Genomic DNA, 17,829 nt, shown 5'->3' on the forward strand with positions numbered 1-17,829 from the left:
CAAGTAGGTCGCAGCGGATGCCGTTTTGAGCCCTCAGAACGACACCTGCTGCTACTCAGTTGGGCTGAGGCGGAGCATGACCTTGCTGCTGCCGGCAGAGGGGTCAGCCGAGACGCGCATGGCTTCCTCGGCCTGGTCGATGCCGAACTTGTGGGTGATGACCGGGGAGACGTCCAGGCCGTCGGCCATGGCGCGGAGCGCGTCGCCGATCTCGTCCACGAACCGGTAGGAACCGATCCACGTGATCTCCCGCGTCACCAGGTCACCCAGCGCGGCGGGCGCCGGGGCACCGGGCAGGTTGCCCACCTGCACCAGGGTTCCGCCGCGGGCGGTGGCCCGGAGGACGCCGCCCAGCACAGCGGGGATGCCGGTGGCTTCAAACACCAGCTCCATGTCCTGCGGCAGGGCGCCGCCGCCGGAGACGTTCAGGACTTCGTCGGCTCCCATGGCCTTGGCGATCCGCAGCGATGCGTCGTTGATGTCCGTGGCGATGACGGCCCTCGCCCCGGCGTACTTGGCCGCCGCGATCACCAGCGAGCCGATCGGTCCGGCGCCGTTGACCAGGATGTCCCGGCCGGCAAGCGACCCGGCGCGGCTGACGGCGTGCATGGCGACGGCGAGCGGTTCCGCGAGCGCCCCGTGCAGGGTGTCCACGCCATCGGGCAGCGGGCGGATCTGCGAAGCCCTGGCGAGCTTCCGTTCGCTGAACCCGCCGTCGGTGTGCGGATCGAAGGCCGCCGAGCCGAAGTACCTGATCTGCGGGTAGAGGTTCGTCCTGCCAGTGAGGCGTTCTGGCATGGTCCCGTCCCCCACGAGCTCCGCGGGGTGCACGGTAACCGGCTGGCCGACGTCGAGGTTTTCGACGCCGGCACCCAACTGGGCGATCCGGCCGGCCACCTCATGGCCGAGGACCAGCGGCGCCTTCAGCGCCGCCGTCCCCGAGGCGCCGTGGCGCCAATACGAAAGGTCAGATCCGCAGATGCCGCCCCATTCGACGTCGAGCACTACCTCCCCCGGCCCGGCAACGGGCTCGGGGCGGTCGTCGATGCGGAGGTCGTTGGCTCCGTGGACTACGACGGCTTTCATACCGCGTCTTCCAGGCGGACCATGTCGCGGCCGCGGACCTCGGGCCCGACGACGGCGGCGACGAGGGTGATGAGCGAGTAGCCAACCAGCATGGCGGCCAGCGGCCACCAGTGTCCGGTAACGGCCGTGAGCGTGGCGGCCAGCAGCGGGCCGATGGCGGTGGCGAGGATGCCGCCGACCTCCTTGGCCAGGGCCAGCTGGGTGAAGCGGGTGCGCGCTCCGAAGAACTCGGCCATGGTGACGCTTTCCATCGCGAAAAGGCTCAGCACGCCGAGGTTGAGGCCGGCGACGATGGCGATGGTGATCAGCGTGGTGTTGCCGCTGGTGACCATGAGCATCATGGGAATGGCGAACAGCGCCGTCAGGGTGCTCAGCACGAGGTACAGCGGCCTGCGGCCGAAACGGTCACCCAGGAGGCCCATGATGGGGATGGTGATGAACCCCAGTAGGGAGCCGTAGACGATCGCCGTGGTGCCGACCGACTTGTCCACCAGCAGGACGGTTGCCAGGTAGCCGATGAGGAAGGTCTGGATGAGCCCGGAGTTGCCGGCCTGGCCGAAGCGGAGGCCGAGGGCGATCAGGAAGGCCTTGCCCTTGCGCTGGTGCAGGGCGGCCTCGATGGTGCTGGTGCCGGCAAGGTCGGGAACCGCGGGGTTGGCTGTGGTGGCGGTTGCCCTGACGGTTTCCGGACGTGCTGTTTCCTGCTGCGCGCTTTCCTGCTTGGCGATCTCCGCCTTGGACAGCGCGACGCCGTCCACGACGTCGGCCCGCTGTTCGAAGACCGGGCTCTCCTTGAGGGAGCGGCGGATCCAGACGGCGAAGATCATCAGCACGAAGCTGGCCAGGAACGGGACGCGCCAGCCCCAGCTGAGCAGCTGGTCTTCGGGGAGCACGCTGACCAGGATGGCCCAGAGGGCGGAGGCCGCGAGGGTTCCGGAGTTGGTGCCGAGGCAGACGAGCGAGGAGATCAGGCCGCGGCGGCGGGCGGGAGCGTATTCCGCGAGCATCACGGTGGCGCCGGCGATTTCCGCGCCGGCTCCGAAGCCCTGGATCAAGCGCAGCGCCACGAGGAGGATCGGGGCCCAGATGCCGATCATGGCGTAGGTGGGCAGGACGCCGATGAGGGTGGTGGATGCGCCCATGAGGGCGATGGTGATGAACAGGACCTTCTTGCGGCCGATCCTGTCACCCATGAGGCCGAAGTACACGGCGCCCACGAGGCGGGCCACATACCCGACGCCGTAGGTGGCCATGGCGGCGATGAGGCCGATGACGGGACTTACGTCGGGGAAGAAGATCTTGTTGAAAACGATGGCCGCGGCCAGGGAGTAGAGCTGGAAATCCATGAATTCCATGGCCGTTCCCAGCCAGCCGGACACCGCAACCTTGGCGAGGTCTTGGGTGGTCCTGGATTCCCGCCTGGTGGTAGTGGGCGGTGCGATGCTCTCGGTCATCTGTTGCTCCTTTGCAGGCGATGAAAAAGGAAGGTGGAGCTGTTCTGCGGGGCGAAGGTGGCCGCCACCCTGGGTAGCGCATGGGACTGCGTCCCGGCGGCCCTCTTACTACCATACAAGCACTACCATTCTAGTTTGTCAACGATAGCTAGACTGGATACATGGCAAACGGCAGACCCGAAAAAGGACAGTCACCGCGGCTCTCGGTGCGCGATCAGACCCTGGAGACCCTCCGGCGTCGGATTATTTCCCTGCAGCTCCCGCCCGGTGAGCCGCTGTCCGAAAACGAGCTTGCCCAGGAACTCGGCGTCAGCAGGACGCCGGTGCGCGAAAGCCTCATCCTGCTGCGCGAGGAGGGCCTGGTTCAGGTTTTTCCGCAGATCGGATCGTTTGTGTCCCTGGTGGACCTGCGGCGCGTATCCGAGGCGCAGTTCGTCCGCGAGGCCATCGAATGCGCTTCCCTCGCCGACGTGGTGCTGGATGCTTCCGGGATAGCGGGCCTCCGGGAAATCCTCGCGAGCCAGCGTGCCGCCGAGGCCACGGGCGACGTCGAGGACTTCTTCCGGCTGGACGAGGACTTCCACCGTGAGCTCCTCCGGCTCGCGGGCCACGAATCGGCCTGGACGGCCGTCAATTCAGCCAAGGCGCATCTGGACCGTGCCCGGCGTTTGAGCCTGATTGACACGCGCCCCGTATCGACGCTGATTGAGCAGCACACGGCGGTGGTGGACGCGTTGGAAGCCAACAACCTTGCGGACGCGGACAGCTCCCTCCGCATCCACCTTCGCGGCGTGTTCGAGGACGTCAAGCGTATTCAGGCGTCGTCGCCCGACCTGTTTTCGGACGGCACGGCATCCCGCCCTGTCCGCCGGAGCATCGCGCGCCTTTCCTGACGCGCCGTTGCTGCCGGCGCCATTACTGTTGCGCCTGTTCCTGCTTGACCTGTTCCTGCTTGACCTATTCCTGCTTCACCAGCGCTGCATCGATATCGATCTTTACTTTGTCGCTGACCAGGAAGCCACCGGTTTCCAGCGCCGCGTTCCACGTCAGGCCGAACTCCTTGCGGCTGATCTCCGCCTCCGCGGAGCAGCCGGCCCGGGTGGCACCGAACGGGTCCACCGCCACGCCGGTGAACTCGACTTCAAGTTCCACGGGCTTGGTGATGCCCCGGATGGTGAGGTCCCCGGTCACCGTGTAGTCCTCGCCATCGCCCTCAATGCTCGTGGCGCGGAACGTCATCTCGGGAAACTGCTCGACGTCGAAGAAGTCCGGTCCGCGCACGTGGGCGTCGCGGTTGGCGTCCCCCGAGTCAAAGCTGGCAGTCTTGACGGTGGCGCGAAGCGATGACTCCGCCAGCGAGTTGCCCACACGGGCTTCGGCGGTAGCGTCGGTAAACCGCCCACGGACCTTGCTGATCCCGGCATGCCGAACGGTAAAACCGATCTCGCTGTGGGCCGCGTCGAGGATCCAAGTGCCGGGGGTCAAGCCTGCGGGAAGAGTCATGTTCGTATCTCCTTAAAGACGAAAAACCAGCCGAATGATGCGGTCTCAACACTTGTTCGGCGCGGCGGTGAAGTCAAGGATCAACCGCGAGGCGATGGCCCCCAACAAGTCCCCTCACGCGCACACGGAGGTCCCCCACGGGGCCCCGCACCCGGCCCTGGGTCCGCCTGCCGGAGTTGCCGCACTGCCCCCAAACTCTTAGCTAATTTTCAGGAAACGTACGTAGCCTTATTTATAGGTTCACCTCGATCCCCCATCCGTGGTGTTCCTGCCGCTAGGAGCAGCCCCGTATCGCCATTTGGCAGTGCGGGGCTCTCTGCTTCCCTGGGCGTTTCCGCTTTTGGTGTGGCGCGTGGCGGGGCGGCAGCCCGGCGTCCGGACCGCCGCTCCGCGCGCCTCCTTTCGGACTGCCGCCTTAGCTCAGGTAGCCGTTGGGGTTCAGGACATACTTGGTGGCCGCACCGGCGTCGAACTCGGCATAGCCCTTCGGAGCGTCGTTCAGGAGGATCGGCTTGGCGTTGACGTTCTTGGCGATGTGCACGCGGTCGTGCAGGATGGCCATCATCAGCTGCCTGTTGTATTTCATCACCGGACACTGGCCGGTTGTGAAGCTGAGCGACTTTGCCCAGCCCGTGCCGAGGCTCAGGCTCAGCGATCCCTTCTTCGCGGCCTCGTCAATGCCGCCCGGATCACCTGTCACGTAGAGGCCCGGAATGCCCAGTGCGCCGCCGGCAGTAGTGATGTCCATCAGCGAATTCAGCACGGTGGCCGGGGCTTCCTGCGCGCCCTGACCGTGGCCCTTCGCCTCGAAGCCCACCGCGTCCACGCCGCAATCCACCTCGGGAACCCCCAGGATCTGCTCGATCTGTTCCGCCGGGCCGCCCTTGGTCAGGTCCACTGTTTCGCATCCGAAACTCCGGGCCTGTGCCAGCCGTTCGCTGTTCAGGTCGCCCACAATCACGACGGCGGCACCCAGCAGCTGCGCGCTGGTCGCCGCTGCGAGTCCAACAGGCCCCGCCCCCGCGACGTACACCGTGGAGCCCACGCCCACGTTGGCGCTGACTGCCCCGTGGAAGCCCGTGGGGAAGATGTCGGACAGCATGGCCAGGTCCAGGATCTTCTCCATGGCCCGGTCCTTGTCCGGGAACTTCAGCAGGTTCCAGTCGGCGTACGGCACCAGCACATAGTTGGCCTGGCCGCCCACCCAGCCGCCCATGTCCACGTACCCGTACGCGCTACCCGGCCGGTCAGGGTTCACGTTGAGGCAGACACCGGTTTTGCGTTCCTTGCAGTTCCGGCAGCGTCCGCAGGCGATATTGAACGGCACCGAGCAGAGATCGCCCACCTTGATGAATTCGACGCCCGGTCCCACCTCCACCACCTCGCCGGTGATCTCGTGGCCCAGGACCAGGTCCGGCGGAGCGGTAGTCCGGCCGCGCACCATGTGCTGGTCTGAGCCGCAGATGTTGGTGGCCACCGTCTTCAGAATTGCGCCGTGGGGAACCTTGCGCCCCACATTGGCCGGATTGACGCCCGGCCCGTCCTTGAGTTCGAAACTTGGGTAGTCAATATCAATGACTTCCACCTTGCCGGGTCCCTTGTAGGCAACGGCTTTGTTCCCTTCCATCTTTTCCTCCTGGCCTCCCGGACCCTCCCCGATGAAGGGTCGGCGGTGATACATGAGCGATCTGATGCGCCCTCCCGGGCAGGCCCCGGCGGCAGGCCGGACGCCGTCGTCAGTGCCTGGACAGTGGAGGGTCAGGCCAGTCTAGGACTCCGGCGGAGGTGAGGTCTACCGGCTTCACTTGGAAATTGATAGCAGATCCTCACCGGCATGCGCCGGGCCGAAACCACGCCGGCGAACAACCCGCAGCGGACGCCCGGAACCAAATAAATACGCAACACTATTGGGTCTTTTTGATTGGGCCGGCCGGGCCTACGTTGGAACCAGCGCCTCGCCCAGCCCGGGCGGCACCCACCCCGGAGGAACTCCATGAGCACGCACGTCGCAGACTGCAGCGTCACCAACTGCTCCTTCAATGACCACACCCATTGCAACGCCGAGGCCATCACGGTTGGCGGCACCACTGACCACGCGTCCTGCGCCACTTTCATTGATACGGGCAGCCACGGCGGCCTGCCGAAGGTTCTGGCCAACGTCGGGGCGTGCCAGCGAGCCGAGTGCGTCCACAACGACCACCTGATGTGCAACGCCCCGGAAGTCCATGTGGGCCCGGGTGCTGACAACGCCGACTGCCTCACCTACGCACACACGTAACCAACGCGGCACCAACCACGCAGGCATCCTGGGTTCTCCATTGTCATCGCCCTTATTGTCATAGCCTCTTGCTAGATTCGAATCAGCGCACCGGGAACCGTCCCGGAGCGAGGCTGCCAATGGGGAGGCCCCATGTTCCTGCTCGAACCTGTTGCGCCGGGAGCGCCCGCTGATCTGGTGTTCTCGGCGACTGACCTTGTGGCCGCCAGCGAGTGCGAGTACCGCACGCTCCGGATCCTCGACGAGAAGCTGGGCCGCTCCCCCAAGGCCGACTTTCCGGCCGACGAGATGCAGGCGCGCGCCGGCACGCTGGGCGATCTCCACGAGCACAAGGTCTTGGCCGGCCTCATCGCCGAGCACGGCGCCTGGGATGCCGCGAACGGCACGGGGGTCTACTCTGTGGAGCGCGGAACCACTGACCGCACCGATCTGACCAGCAAACACAATGAAACAGCCGCCGCCCTACATGCCGGTGCTGACGTCGTCTTCCAGGCCACCTTTTTCGACGGCGAGTTCCTGGGCTATGCGGACTTCCTGATCAAGGAGGGCGGCCACGCCGGGGGACCCGCCGGCCGCTACGCCGTGTGGGACACCAAGCTGGCCCGGCATGCCAAGGTGGGCGCCTTGCTGCAGCTGGCCGCCTACGGTGACCAACTGATCCAACTCGGGCTCACCCCGGCGCCGCGTGTCACCCTGGTTCTCGGCAACCTCGAACACAGCGTCCACTCACTCGCCGATCTTCTGCCTGTGTACCGCGAGCGCCGTGTCCGGTTCCGCGAGCTGACCGCGGCCCACCGGGCATCAGATGCGCGCGTGAGGTGGCAGCAGCCCGGCGTCGGCCATTGCGGCAGGTGCGATTACTGCGCCGAACAGGTGGCGGAACACCGTGACCTGCTGATGGTGGCGGGGATGACCTCCGTGCAGCGGAAGAAGCTCATTGCCGGCGGCGTCACCACCATCGACGCCCTGGCCGAGCTCCCGCAGGAGCTGGCGACGGGATCCAAGCGCCGCCTGCGGGACCAGGCCAGGATGCAGACGAGCCGCGAGGATCCGGACGGATCGCGCACCTTCGTCAAGGACGGCGAACAGCACACCGTGACCTACAAGGTGCTGGCGGACAACGCGCTGGCCAGCATCCCCGCACCCAGCGGTGGTGACATCTTCTTCGATTTCGAAGGCGATCCGCTGTGGCAGGACCCCGCGGGCCAGTGGGGACTTGAGTACCTCTTCGGCGTCATTGAGGCGCCCCTGCCCGGAGACCCTCCCGGCGCCCAGCCGGAGTTCCGGCCCTTCTGGGCACACTCCCGTGCGGGCGAAAGGCAGGCCTTCCTGGACTTCCTCGCCTACGTGGAGGAACGCCGCGCCCGGTACCCGGACATGCACGTCTACCACTACGCGCCGTACGAAAAGACGGCACTTCGCAAGCTGTCGCTCAGCCATGTTGCCGGTGAGGACATCGTGGACAGCTGGCTTCGCGAGGGGGTGCTCGTGGACCTGTACGCAACCGTGCGGCACTCGCTGCGGATCTCCGAGGCCTCCTACTCCATCAAGAAACTCGAGCCGCTGTACATGGGCAACAACCTGCGGTCCGGGGACGTCAAGGACGCCGGCGCCTCCGTGGTTGCCTACGCGGCGTATTGCACCGCGCGCGACGGCGGACCCGGAACCCAGGCGGAGGCTGCCGCCATCCTCGCCTCCATCTCCGACTACAACGAGTACGACTGCCTCTCCACGCTGCGGCTCCGGGACTGGCTGCTGGAGCTCCGACACCAGGGTGGGAGCCCGGCCCGCGTTCCGGCCGCTGGCGCTGGGCCAGCGGATGCTACTGCCGCGGCGCCTGCCGCCGGCCAGGCAGAGGTTTCCTCGCCGGAAGCGCCCGCGATAGAGCCCGACGCCGAGCCAAGCGCCGAGGAGGAACGCCTCCGCGCGTATCTGGATGCCGTCCCGGACAACCGCGAACTGACAGCCGACGAACAGGCCGTGGCCATGGTTGCGGCCGCCACGGGCTACCACCGCCGGGAGCGCAAGCAGTTCTGGTGGGAGCACTTCGACCGCCTCGAATCCGAGGTGGACAGATGGTCGGATCAGCGGAACGTCTTCATCGTCGAGTCGGCTGCCGTCCTGTCGGACTGGGCGCCGCCCACAGCCCGTGCCCGCACGGAATCCAGGACCCTGCAGCTCACCGGCGTCATGAGTGAGGCCTCGGAGTTCCGTGCCGGCTCCACGTGGTTCCGCATGTTCGAGGACCCCCTGCCGGACGGACTCGGAGAAGTCGACGGCGGACGCACGCCGCGGCCCTCGTCTCCCGGCGCGGGGCTTCACACCGCTGATGGGACACAGCAGGCCGGAATCGCCAGGGAAGCACTCTCCCGGGACGGGATCTTCGGCACCGTGGTGGAGGCGGTTGAGGACCATCCCGAGCAGGAGGGCAAGACCGTCATCACCGTCACGGAGAAGTCGTCCGGGCGGGTCCCGCCGTACTTCCAGCTTCCTATGGCGCTGACCCCGGACCGGCCGATCCCCACCGCGAGCATTGAAGCGGCACTGGCCGAACTCGCCCAACTCGTCGGCGCCGCACTTCCGTCGCTGCCCAAACATGCCGGGCTCGACATCCTCCGCCGGGAGCCTCCACGGCTGGCCTCGCTGCCGGCCCTCCCGCCGGTGGCGCATGATGCCTCGGGGAATGCCGACTACGTCTCCGCCATCACCGGGGCGCTGGAAGACCTGGACCGTTCCTACCTCGCCGTCCAGGGGCCACCGGGCACTGGCAAGACGTATGTCGGCTCGCACGTCATCGCCCGCCTGGTGCAACGCGGGTGGAAGGTGGGCGTCGTTGCCCAGTCTCACGCCGTCGTCGAAAACATGCTGTGCACCGCCATTGAGAAGGCCGGCGTGGATCCGCGGGTGGTGGCCAAGCGGCTGGCGCAGCCGCACGACGTTCCCTGGATCCATACCGCCGACGAGGACATCGTCCGGCTCCTGGACGGGCAGGCCGGCTGCCTGATTGGCGGGACCGCGTGGACCCTGACCGGCAAGTGCGTGCCGCCCGGATCGCTGGATCTGCTGGTGATTGACGAGGCCGGGCAGTATTCGCTGGCCAACACCCTTGCAGTGGCCAGGTCCGCCTCGCGCCTGCTGCTGCTCGGCGACCCGCAGCAACTGCCACAGGTCACGCAGGGGTCCCATCCCCAGCCCGTTGACGAGTCCGCCCTCGGCTGGCTGTCCGCCGGACATGCCACCATGCCTGCCGAGCTGGGCTACTTCCTTGCTGATTCCTGGCGGATGCATCCCCAGCTGTGTAAGGCAGTGTCACGGCTCAGCTACGACGCGAAGCTGGAGTCGGCTCCGGCGGCATCGTTGCGTCATCTGGACGGGGTCCCGGCCGGGGTGGAGACGGTGCTTGTTGAGCACAGCGGCAACACCACCAGCTCACGGGAGGAAGCCGCGATGATCGTGCGGCTGGCAAATGACCACATCGGGCTCAAGTGGACCCCGGGCCGGGATGAGCCCGTGCGCCGGCTGGAGGCCAGCGACATCCTCGTCGTGGCCGCCTACAACGCCCAAGTGCAGGCCATCCGGCACGCTCTCGATCACGCAGGACTCCCGGACGTGCGGGTGGGGACGGTCGATAAATTCCAGGGCCAGGAGGCCCCCGTGGTGTTCGTGTCCATGGCATGCTCCGCCATCGCCGAGGCGCCGCGGGGAGCCGAGTTCCTGCTGAACCGCAACCGCATTAACGTGGCCGTTTCCCGCGGCCAATGGCGTGCGGTGATCGTCCGCTCGCCCGAGTTGACCAACTACATGCCCACCCGGCCGTCGGCGCTGGAGGAGCTCGGCGCGTTCATTGGACTCAGTCCCCGTCCCGTCGGCTGACCACCTGCGCTCAGCCGACTACGTCAAAGCTCCTGAACCCGCCCTCCGCAGGCGACATCTTCTCGTCCACGTGGGCAACCCGGCCCGGCGCCTGCGGGGAACTCAGCCAGCGCCGGAATTCGATGATGACCGGCTGCGGACCCTCAACTACGAGGGAGACCGAGCCGTCGTTGTCGTTTCTCACCGCACCTGTGAGGCCCAGCTCGTCGGCCTTCCGCGCCGTCCAGTAACGGAAGCCGACACCCTGGACCATGCCCGTGACGCGGGCCGTGAGACGGACGATGTCCGGATCCGATGCCTTCGAGCCAGTCATGAATTCAATGTAGTCCCGCCGCCGGGGTCTCGACAGGCTCGACCAGCAACACCCTCCGCGTCACGACCGTCACGACCAGCATCACTCCCGCACACGTGTGCCCCAAGTTGGCGTGGAACGGCGAAGCCCCGTTGCCGCGGTTGCGGCAACGGGGCTTCAGACTGTCCGGGTTCCCTGACCCTACCGGTCGCGTGTTTCCTCAGCGGGAATCAGTTGACGGTGATGTCCCGGGTGCGGTGGTCGTAGCGGATGGTGAGCTGGCCGCCGTCGTGGTGCAGTTCGTGGTTGGCACCATCGAATGCGCCGAACGCGCCGTAGTTCTCTTCCCACGAACGGTTCAGCGCGATCTTGAAGGTGTAGTACCCGGCCGGGATGTCAGCCGAAAGCTTCCACAGCTGGTCCAGGACGTCCAGCTGCATCTGCGCTTCGTCGTACTGCGGGGCCCAGTTTTCCGGAGCACCAAGCAGCGTGTTGAAGTCACCGGCAACCGCCACGGCCTCCGGCTGGTCAACCGCTTCAACGGACGTTTCGGCGGCGGCGGCTTTCTTGCCACGCACTGCCTTGGCAACGGGAGCCACGGCGTCCTCGATCAGCTGGGCAGCCTTGTCCACAACCTTTGCGGCCTTGGAAGGTGCCTTCTCAGACTTCGTAGCCTTCGCGGGCGCCTTCTTGGCTGCGGGCTTGACAGGTGCGGCCACCGGAAGGGGCGTGCCGGCCGGAACCGGAGTTCCGGCGTCGAGCGCTGCGGAGAAAGCCTCAGCATCCGCGAACGCGACAGTGGCGCGCAGTCCGTCTTCGGTGATGGTCCAGCCGGAGCGGCCCTTGACGAGCCAGCCGGCCTTGACCAACTTGGCCGTTGCGGTGGTGAGCGATTTGTGGCCCCGGGGAATGCCCCCGCTGAGCAGCTCAGCTTCGTAGGCGTTCAACGGAACCCGGACGAGTGCTTCAGCCAGGACGGTGCCGGCATTCTGGGGATCACCAGACAGCACCCCCTCTGCCAGAACGTCCAGCACGGCCTTAAGCCGGAAGTTGGTGTTTTCTGCGGCGGTCTTGCGCATGGTTCCCCTTATAGAGCGATTGTTCCCCCAGTAGTTTGCCAAGTAGACGGTAAATCTGGCGACTTGAAACGGTAAACAGTGTGTGTCGTGACCGACTATGACGAGGATTACACCCGAACTGAGTCTGAAGTCTCGGATTTTTAGGGGTCAGGGGCGTCCTAGGCGGCATCGTTTTGGGACCGGAGGCCATCCTTCCCGGTGCCCTGAAATGGAAAGTAGGCTGACCATGTAAGCCACCGCATGGAAGGAACGAACAAGTGACCGAACACAGCTCGAATGAAGACGACTTTGTCAGCCCAAACCCTTCGGAGATCCGCGAAGACCTTCCGGGCGACGCCGGCGATGAGGCGAACGTGATCCGTTTTAGCGAGGAACAGGCGTTGATCGAGGAGCAGTCGCACGGCATCCGGCCCCAGACCTACAGCGTTCCCACCGGCGGCCCCACCATGGACGAAGCGCGCGGGAACATGGACCTGTCCGACGACACCGGCGATGTGGCTTCAGGAGACAGCAGCGATGACGGGCTGCACGGCGGTGCGGAGCAGTAGGCCGCTCTCCGGCTTCAGCCCGCGCCATGGGGCCTACTGCCGGTAGCCTTCGACCTCGCTGACCGGGCGGGCGTCGGCCTCGTTGGGATCTTCGCCCGCTTTGGCCTTGGCCCGGCGCTGCCGCAACAGATCCCAGCACTGGTCCAGGGCTTCCTCCACTTGCCGAAGCCGGGCCAGTCGCTCCCCCGGCTCCGCCTCGGCCTCACCTGCCGCCGACCCGTTTGGCGCACCCGATGACGTCGAGTCGCGGAGCCGATGCTCTTCCTCAACCAGCGCCTGGATTTGCTGCAGAATCTCCTGGTTGTTCATCGCCGTCACTCCTCGGGTTGTGCAGGCTGCCGCAACGGCCGCCGGTCTGGGATTGCCAGCCTAGCCATGTGGGACGACCGGCGAAAGGGCCCGGCAGAGCACGCCGTGCGGCCGTGGCGGTCCGGGCTGGACAGACCCAAGCCGTGTCTAAGGCCCGGCCCACGCATTTCTGCACCACTTTGGGCTGGCCCACCTTTGCTGGCCCCCGGAAACACGGGTCCGGCGGCCGCGCAGTGCAGCCACAGCGGTGCAGAAATGCCCGAGGCCGACGTACCTCGGGCCGGCGCGCCCTGCCCCTCACGCGGTACTGGGCTCCAACCGCACGATGACCGCCTTCGACGCAGGTGTGTTGCTCCCCTCCGCGACGCTGTCCAGCGGAACCAGCACATTGGATTCGGGGTAGTAGGTGGCCGCGCACCCGCTGGCCGTGGGGTAGGACACCACTCGCATCTTGCGCAGCACTCGCTCCACGTTGTCCCCGTACACCCCGTGGAGATCCACGAACTGGCCGTCGCTGAGCCCGAGCTCAGCAATGTCCTCAGGGCTGACGAAGACGACGTTTCGGCCCTTCTTGATCCCCCGGTACCGGTCGCTGTTGGCGTAGATGGTGGTGTTGAACTGGTCGTGCGACCGGACCGACTGCAGGATCAGGGTCCCGGGTGGGCGCTCCACCTGCTCCAGTCGGTTGCCCGTTAGCATGGCCTTGCCGGTGGGAGTGTTGAAGGTGCGCGAGTCCCTTGGTCCGTTCGGCAGGACAAACCCGCCTTCCTGCCTGATCCGGTCGTTGTAGTCCTCGCAGCCCGCCACGACGTGCGAGATGTGCTCGCGGATCAGGTCATAGTTCTTCTCGAATCCGGACCAGTCCGCGCTCGTCTTGCCGTCCACAGTCTCGCGGGCAAGGCGGCACACGATGGCCACCTCGGACAGCAGGTTCGGTGCGACGGGCCTCACCCGGCCTTCGGAGGCATGCACAGCAGAAACGGTGTCCTCCACGGAGACGAACTGAGGGCCGGACGCCTGCATGTCGATCTCGGTGCGTCCCATTGTGGGCAGAATGAGCGCGGCCTTGCCGGTCACGGTGTGCGAGCGGTTGAGCTTCGTAGAAATCTGGACGGTGAGGTCCGTGTTCTCCATCGCTGTTTCAGCGGCATGCGTGTCCGAAATTGCTGAGACGAGGTTGCCTCCCAGCGCCACAAATACCTTGATGTCGCCGTCGCGCATTCTCCGAATCGTATCGACGGCGTCCGCGCCGGGTTCGCGTGGCGGATCGAAATGGAACTCCTTGCCGAGGCGGTCGAGGAACGCGGGCGGCATCTTCTCCCAGATGCCCATGGTGCGGTCGCCCTGGACGTTGCTGTGCCCGCGGATGGGCGAGGCACCGGCGCCCGGCTTGCCCATGTTGCCCCGGAGCAGCAGCAGGTTGATGATTTCCTTGATGGTGGCGACGCCCTTCTTGTGCTGCGTGATGCCCATGGCCCACGTGATGATGACCCTTTCGGCCTTCAAATACCGGGCGGCCAGCTCGTCAATCTCGTCGCTGCGCAGTCCCGTGGCTTGGACGACGGTGTCCTCATCCAGTACCGCAAGGTGCGCTTTGAGTTCCTCCAGCCCCAGGCAGTGTTCCGCGAGGAACTGGCAGTCCAGCGCGGTTCCCGGATTCTTCGCTTCGGCCTCGAGGACGCGCTTGGAAAGGGCCTGCAACAGTGCCATGTCCCCTCCCACCCGGATCTGCAGATACTGGTCCGCGAGTTCCGTGCCGCGGCCAACGATTCCACTGACCTTCTGCGGGTTCTTGTAGCGAATGAGCCCGGCTTCCGGCAGCGGATTGACGCCGACAATCTCACAGCCGGCCTTCTTCGCTTCCTCCAGGGCGGTGAGCATGCGCGGGTGGTTGCTGCCCGGGTTCTGCCCCATGATGATGATCAGCTGGGACTTGGCGAAGTCGTCGTAGGAGATGGTGGCCTTGCCGATGCCGATGGTCTGGCCCATGGCCCAGCCCGAAGACTCGTGGCACATGTTGGAGCAGTCCGGCAGGTTGTTGGTTCCGTAGGCCCGCACGAACAGCTGGTACAGGAACGCGGCCTCGTTGGACGTCCGGCCGCTGGTGTAGAAAGCGGCCTGGTCCGGGCTGGAAAGGCTGTTGAGTTTGCCGCCCACGATCCCGAAGGCCTCTTCCCAGCTGACCGGACGGTAGTGGTCCTCCCCCGCCGGCTTGTAAACGGGCTCCGTCAGGCGCCCCTGCATTCCGAGCCAGTACTCAGGCTGCTGGCGCAGTTCGCTGACCGGGTGCTCAGCCCAAAAGTCGGAGGCAATGACCAGCGGCGTGGCCTCCCACGTCACGGCTTTGGCGCCCTGTTCGCAGAACTCGAACGTCTTGCGGTCGCCGGGATCGGGCCACGCGCAGCTCATGCAGTCAAAGCCGTCCTTCTGGTTCATCGCCAGCAGCGTTTTTCCGGTCCTGCCCACGCCCATCTGCTGGATTGCCGGCCCCATCGAGTGATACACGCCAGGCAAGCCCGCGGCCCATTCCTTCGGCTTGCCTACCTCAAGGTCTTTGCCGTTAGCCTCATCCACACGCGGGTTCTTGCGCGGCATGCTGCACCCTCCTTGGCTCGCCCGTGCGGGTTCCTGCGGCTGCGGCCGGGAACTCGCCTTCGTGTTCCCCCTTTCTCAGGCGTAGCAGGTATGCCAGGCCGCTGCAAGCATTCCTTGTGCGCGTTCAACAGGGCCGTTCGGCGGCCCCGAGACCCGCTCCCTCTGGCGCCCCGGCGCGGGCAGGGCGGACAATTGGGCCACCAAACAACGATCGTTTGGAGCCGTCATGCGCCGTTCCAATGCTTGGCTGAAGCGCCACAGGCTGCTGGCCTTCTTCGTCCTTGCCTATGCGATTTCGTGGTCCTCGTGGCCGGCCTACGCGGCGGGGCTGGTGCCCAGGATGGAGTTCCTGCCGATAGGCCCGCTGGCTGCCGCAGTCATCGTGGTCGCCCTTGCCGAAGGCAAAACCGGGTTCGGGGCATGGGGCCGCCGGCTCATCCGCTGGCGCGTGGGCTGGATCTGGTACGCCGTGGCCCTCCTGCTTCCGGCCGTGCTGGTGCTGGCGACGGGGTTCGTCACCATGGCCCTCGGCGCTTCCGCGCCGGGCCTTGCGCGCCTGACCTGGAGCTGCTGACGGTGCTTGCGATCCGTTTGGTCAACCCGATGGACGGGCCGCTGGGCGAAGAACCCGGCTTCCGCGGCTATGCGCTTCGGCTGCTCCAGGCCACCCGCCCGCCGCTGCTGTCCGCGGCAATTCTTGGCCTGCTGGTAACGCTGTGGCACCTGCCGCTGGTCCTCTTCCAGGGGCTGAGCCTGATCGGGCTGCCGACGACGTTCGCCATCACCTCCTTGTACGTGTGGCTGTTCAACCGCACCGGTGGCAGCGTCCTGCTGAGCCTTGTGTTCCACAACAGCCAAGGCACGTTCACGGTGGGTTCCTTCGGCTTCACCGGCGCGGACGCCGGCCGCGCCGAACTGATCTACTTCGTCATGGTCCTCCTGGCCGTTCTTGCCACCGTGCTGCTCGACCGCGGGGCCTGGCGCAAGGCACCCCGCTCAGCCACCGCCGTCGGGCGTTTTTCCCTCAGGATGCGTCCGATGTAAACCGACTGCCCGCGGCAGAGCCCCCCGGACAGCACCGGCCGGCACCGCGCCAGACAGCACAGCACCCCCGCGCTCAGCCTCACCACCGATCCCCAGGAGCAGAAGATGTCCTCACCGCTCGCCTCGGCCGCCGGACCGATCGCCCTAGTGGCGGGCCTCGTCTTTGCCGCCACGGACCTCGCACGCCTGCTCACTGCCGACCGCAGCCTCGACCGGATCGAGATGATGCGACAGGCACCGTTCCAGGTGACGAACGCCCTGTACTGGGTGGTGTTCATCGGGCTCGTCCTCGCCCTCGTCTGCGTGTACTTCCGCACCGCCGGCCGCACCGGCAGGCTCGGCGCCGCCGGCTTCTGCTTCGCGCTTGTGGGCACCTTGGACATGGCGGGCAACATGTGGTTCGACGGATTCGCCGCACCGTGGATCGTGGACGTCGCGCCCGGCGCCGTCCTCGCCGGGGGCTCCGGCATGCTGGCGATCGGCGGCCTGTCCAGCTACGTGCTGTTTGCCCTCGGCTGGATCGTCTTCGGCATTACAGGCTGGCGGGCGCGCATGTTCCCCGCGTGGGCGGGCGTGGCATTCATCGTGGCCGGATTCCTGGGCTACAACGCGGGCCTGCCGCCGTACGGCATCCCGATCGGCCTGGCCATGGCCGCCCTGGGCTGGTGGATCGTCCGCACCGGAGGCAGGACGGCGGCGCCGCCCGAACGCCCGGCTCAGGCTGAAGGCCCGCCCGGCTTAGCCTGAGAGCTCGGCCAGCAGCTCCGCCTTGCGCTCGTCCGTGGCAAAGGAGGACCCGATCGAGTTCGCGGCGAGGCGGACGCGGTCGAATTCGGACAGCGCCATCACCGATTCCAGCTGGGCGAAGTTGTCATCCACGTAGCCGCCGAAGTACGCCGGATCATCCGAATGGACACTCACGTTGAGCCCGGCCGCCAGCATCGCGGGAAGCGGATGTTCGGCCAGCATCTCCACGGCCCGGAGCCGCACGTTGGACAGCGGGCACACGGTCAACGGCACGCGGTCGGCCACCAGCCGCTCCACCAGGTCGGGATCCTCCATGCACCGGATGCCGTGGTCAATCCGCTCCACGCCCAGCACGTCCAGGGCCTCAATAATGTACGACGGCGGGCCCTCCTCGCCGGCGTGGGCGATCTTGCGCAGGCCTGCTTCGCCGGCCCGGGCAAACAGCCGCTCGAACTTGGCCGGCGGATTGCCCACCTCGGCAGAATCCAGTCCGATGCCGACGATCGGCGCATTCATGGCAAGCAGCGCCTCAAGAACCTCCAGTGCGGATTCTTCGGACAGATCGCGCAGGAAGGCGGCGATCAGCAGCGTGGAAATCCCGAATTCCTCCTGGGACGTGGCCAGCACCGAGGCCACCCCGTTGACGCAGGTTTCCAGCGAGACTCCGCGGGAGAGGTGCGCCTGCGGATCCATCATGATCTCCGCGTGCCGCACTCCGGCGGCCGCGGCACGCGTGAGGTAGGCCCGGGTCATGTCCGCGAAGTCCGCCTCGGTCCGCAGCACGGCCATGTTGGCGTAGTACAGGTCCAGGAACGACTGCAGGTCCGTGAACTCGTACCGCGCCCGCAGATCGTCCAGTCCCGAATACGGCAGCTCGATTCCGTTCCGCTCCGCGAGCGCAAGGATCAGTTCGGGCTCCAACGTCCCCTCAATGTGCAGGTGCAGTTCCGCCACGGGCAGGATCGGCGGTGCCGCCACAGCCACCGGTTCGTTCAGAAGTGCGGTCTGATCATTCGGTTCG

At 66.5% G+C, this 17,829-nt stretch carries 16 protein-coding genes; 7 read left to right on the forward strand and 9 right to left on the reverse strand.

All coding sequences use genetic code 11. The features are described 5' to 3' along the window. Window positions 1-51: 51 nt before the first annotated feature. Window positions 52-1,086, reverse strand: coding sequence for an L-idonate 5-dehydrogenase (locus B1A87_RS13770; protein WP_078029050.1), 1,035 nt, complete (start codon window positions 1,084-1,086; stop codon window positions 52-54). Continuing rightward, window positions 1,083-2,540, reverse strand: coding sequence for an MFS transporter (locus B1A87_RS13775; protein WP_078029049.1), 1,458 nt, complete (start codon window positions 2,538-2,540; stop codon window positions 1,083-1,085). Before B1A87_RS13775 ends, B1A87_RS13770 begins: the two co-directional genes overlap by 4 nt. A gap of 161 nt (window positions 2,541-2,701) precedes the next feature. Here B1A87_RS13775 and B1A87_RS13780 point away from each other — a divergent pair, with 161 nt between their 5' ends. Further along, the gene (locus B1A87_RS13780) at window positions 2,702-3,433 is read left to right on the forward strand and encodes a GntR family transcriptional regulator (protein ID WP_078029048.1); all 732 of its coding nucleotides are present in this window, start codon (window positions 2,702-2,704) and stop codon (window positions 3,431-3,433) included. Between the two features lie 64 nt (window positions 3,434-3,497). On the opposite strand, the gene B1A87_RS13785 is transcribed toward B1A87_RS13780, so the two are convergent. Together B1A87_RS13785 and fdhA are read right to left on the reverse strand one after the other, a co-directional pair. Next, the gene (locus B1A87_RS13785; RefSeq protein ID WP_078029047.1) at window positions 3,498-4,043 is read right to left on the reverse strand and encodes a YceI family protein; all 546 of its coding nucleotides are present in this window, start codon (window positions 4,041-4,043) and stop codon (window positions 3,498-3,500) included. A 415-nt stretch (window positions 4,044-4,458) separates the two neighbouring features. Beyond that, window positions 4,459-5,670, reverse strand: coding sequence for a formaldehyde dehydrogenase, glutathione-independent (gene fdhA / locus B1A87_RS13790; RefSeq protein ID WP_078029046.1), 1,212 nt, complete (start codon window positions 5,668-5,670; stop codon window positions 4,459-4,461). A gap of 366 nt (window positions 5,671-6,036) precedes the next feature. Between fdhA and B1A87_RS13795 the strand changes: the two genes are divergently transcribed. Then, window positions 6,037-6,321, forward strand: a complete 285-nt coding sequence (locus B1A87_RS13795; protein WP_078029045.1) for a DUF1540 domain-containing protein — start codon at window positions 6,037-6,039, stop codon at window positions 6,319-6,321. A gap of 132 nt (window positions 6,322-6,453) precedes the next feature. Continuing rightward, window positions 6,454-10,194: a TM0106 family RecB-like putative nuclease gene (locus tag B1A87_RS13800; protein WP_078029044.1), complete on the forward strand. Its 3,741-nt coding sequence runs from the start codon at window positions 6,454-6,456 to the stop codon at window positions 10,192-10,194. A 10-nt stretch (window positions 10,195-10,204) separates the two neighbouring features. On the opposite strand, the gene B1A87_RS13805 is transcribed toward B1A87_RS13800, so the two are convergent. Beyond that, complete coding sequence (locus tag B1A87_RS13805; protein WP_078029043.1) at window positions 10,205-10,507, reverse strand: acylphosphatase; 303 nt, start codon at window positions 10,505-10,507, stop codon at window positions 10,205-10,207. 209 nt (window positions 10,508-10,716) lie between these two features. Then, window positions 10,717-11,565 (reverse strand): glycosidase, encoded by an 849-nt coding sequence (locus B1A87_RS13810; RefSeq protein ID WP_078029042.1) that lies wholly within the window; start codon window positions 11,563-11,565, stop codon window positions 10,717-10,719. A 257-nt stretch (window positions 11,566-11,822) separates the two neighbouring features. Between B1A87_RS13810 and B1A87_RS13815 the strand changes: the two genes are divergently transcribed. Further along, window positions 11,823-12,113, forward strand: a complete 291-nt coding sequence (locus B1A87_RS13815; RefSeq protein WP_078029041.1) for a hypothetical protein — start codon at window positions 11,823-11,825, stop codon at window positions 12,111-12,113. A gap of 33 nt (window positions 12,114-12,146) precedes the next feature. Here the strand turns inward: B1A87_RS13815 and B1A87_RS13820 are convergent, their stop codons facing one another. Beyond that, window positions 12,147-12,422: a DUF2630 family protein gene (locus tag B1A87_RS13820; RefSeq protein ID WP_078029040.1), complete on the reverse strand. Its 276-nt coding sequence runs from the start codon at window positions 12,420-12,422 to the stop codon at window positions 12,147-12,149. Between the two features lie 297 nt (window positions 12,423-12,719). Then, on the reverse strand, window positions 12,720-15,017 hold the full coding sequence (locus B1A87_RS13825) for an FdhF/YdeP family oxidoreductase (RefSeq protein WP_078029039.1): 2,298 nt from the start codon (window positions 15,015-15,017) through the stop codon (window positions 12,720-12,722). 226 nt (window positions 15,018-15,243) lie between these two features. Here B1A87_RS13825 and B1A87_RS23080 point away from each other — a divergent pair, with 226 nt between their 5' ends. From B1A87_RS23080 to B1A87_RS13835, 3 genes are all read left to right on the forward strand, one after another. Beyond that, the gene (locus B1A87_RS23080; RefSeq protein ID WP_185982334.1) at window positions 15,244-15,591 is read left to right on the forward strand and encodes a hypothetical protein; all 348 of its coding nucleotides are present in this window, start codon (window positions 15,244-15,246) and stop codon (window positions 15,589-15,591) included. Window positions 15,592-15,593: 2 nt separating this feature from the next. Further along, on the forward strand, window positions 15,594-16,061 hold the full coding sequence (locus B1A87_RS23085) for a CPBP family intramembrane glutamic endopeptidase (RefSeq protein WP_185982335.1): 468 nt from the start codon (window positions 15,594-15,596) through the stop codon (window positions 16,059-16,061). A 105-nt stretch (window positions 16,062-16,166) separates the two neighbouring features. After that, a complete protein-coding gene (locus tag B1A87_RS13835; protein WP_078029037.1) occupies window positions 16,167-16,808 on the forward strand; it encodes a hypothetical protein in 642 nt (213 codons plus the stop codon). Here the strand turns inward: B1A87_RS13835 and B1A87_RS13840 are convergent. Next, window positions 16,800-17,804 carry an adenosine deaminase gene (locus tag B1A87_RS13840; protein ID WP_395940273.1) on the reverse strand — a complete coding sequence of 335 codons (1,005 nt, stop codon included), beginning with the start codon at window positions 17,802-17,804 and terminating at the stop codon, window positions 16,800-16,802. The genes B1A87_RS13835 and B1A87_RS13840 overlap by 9 nt on opposite strands. Window positions 17,805-17,829 lie beyond the last annotated feature (25 nt).

It is taken from the genome of Arthrobacter sp. KBS0703, assembly GCF_002008315.2.
Taxonomy (GTDB): domain Bacteria; phylum Actinomycetota; class Actinomycetes; order Actinomycetales; family Micrococcaceae; genus Arthrobacter.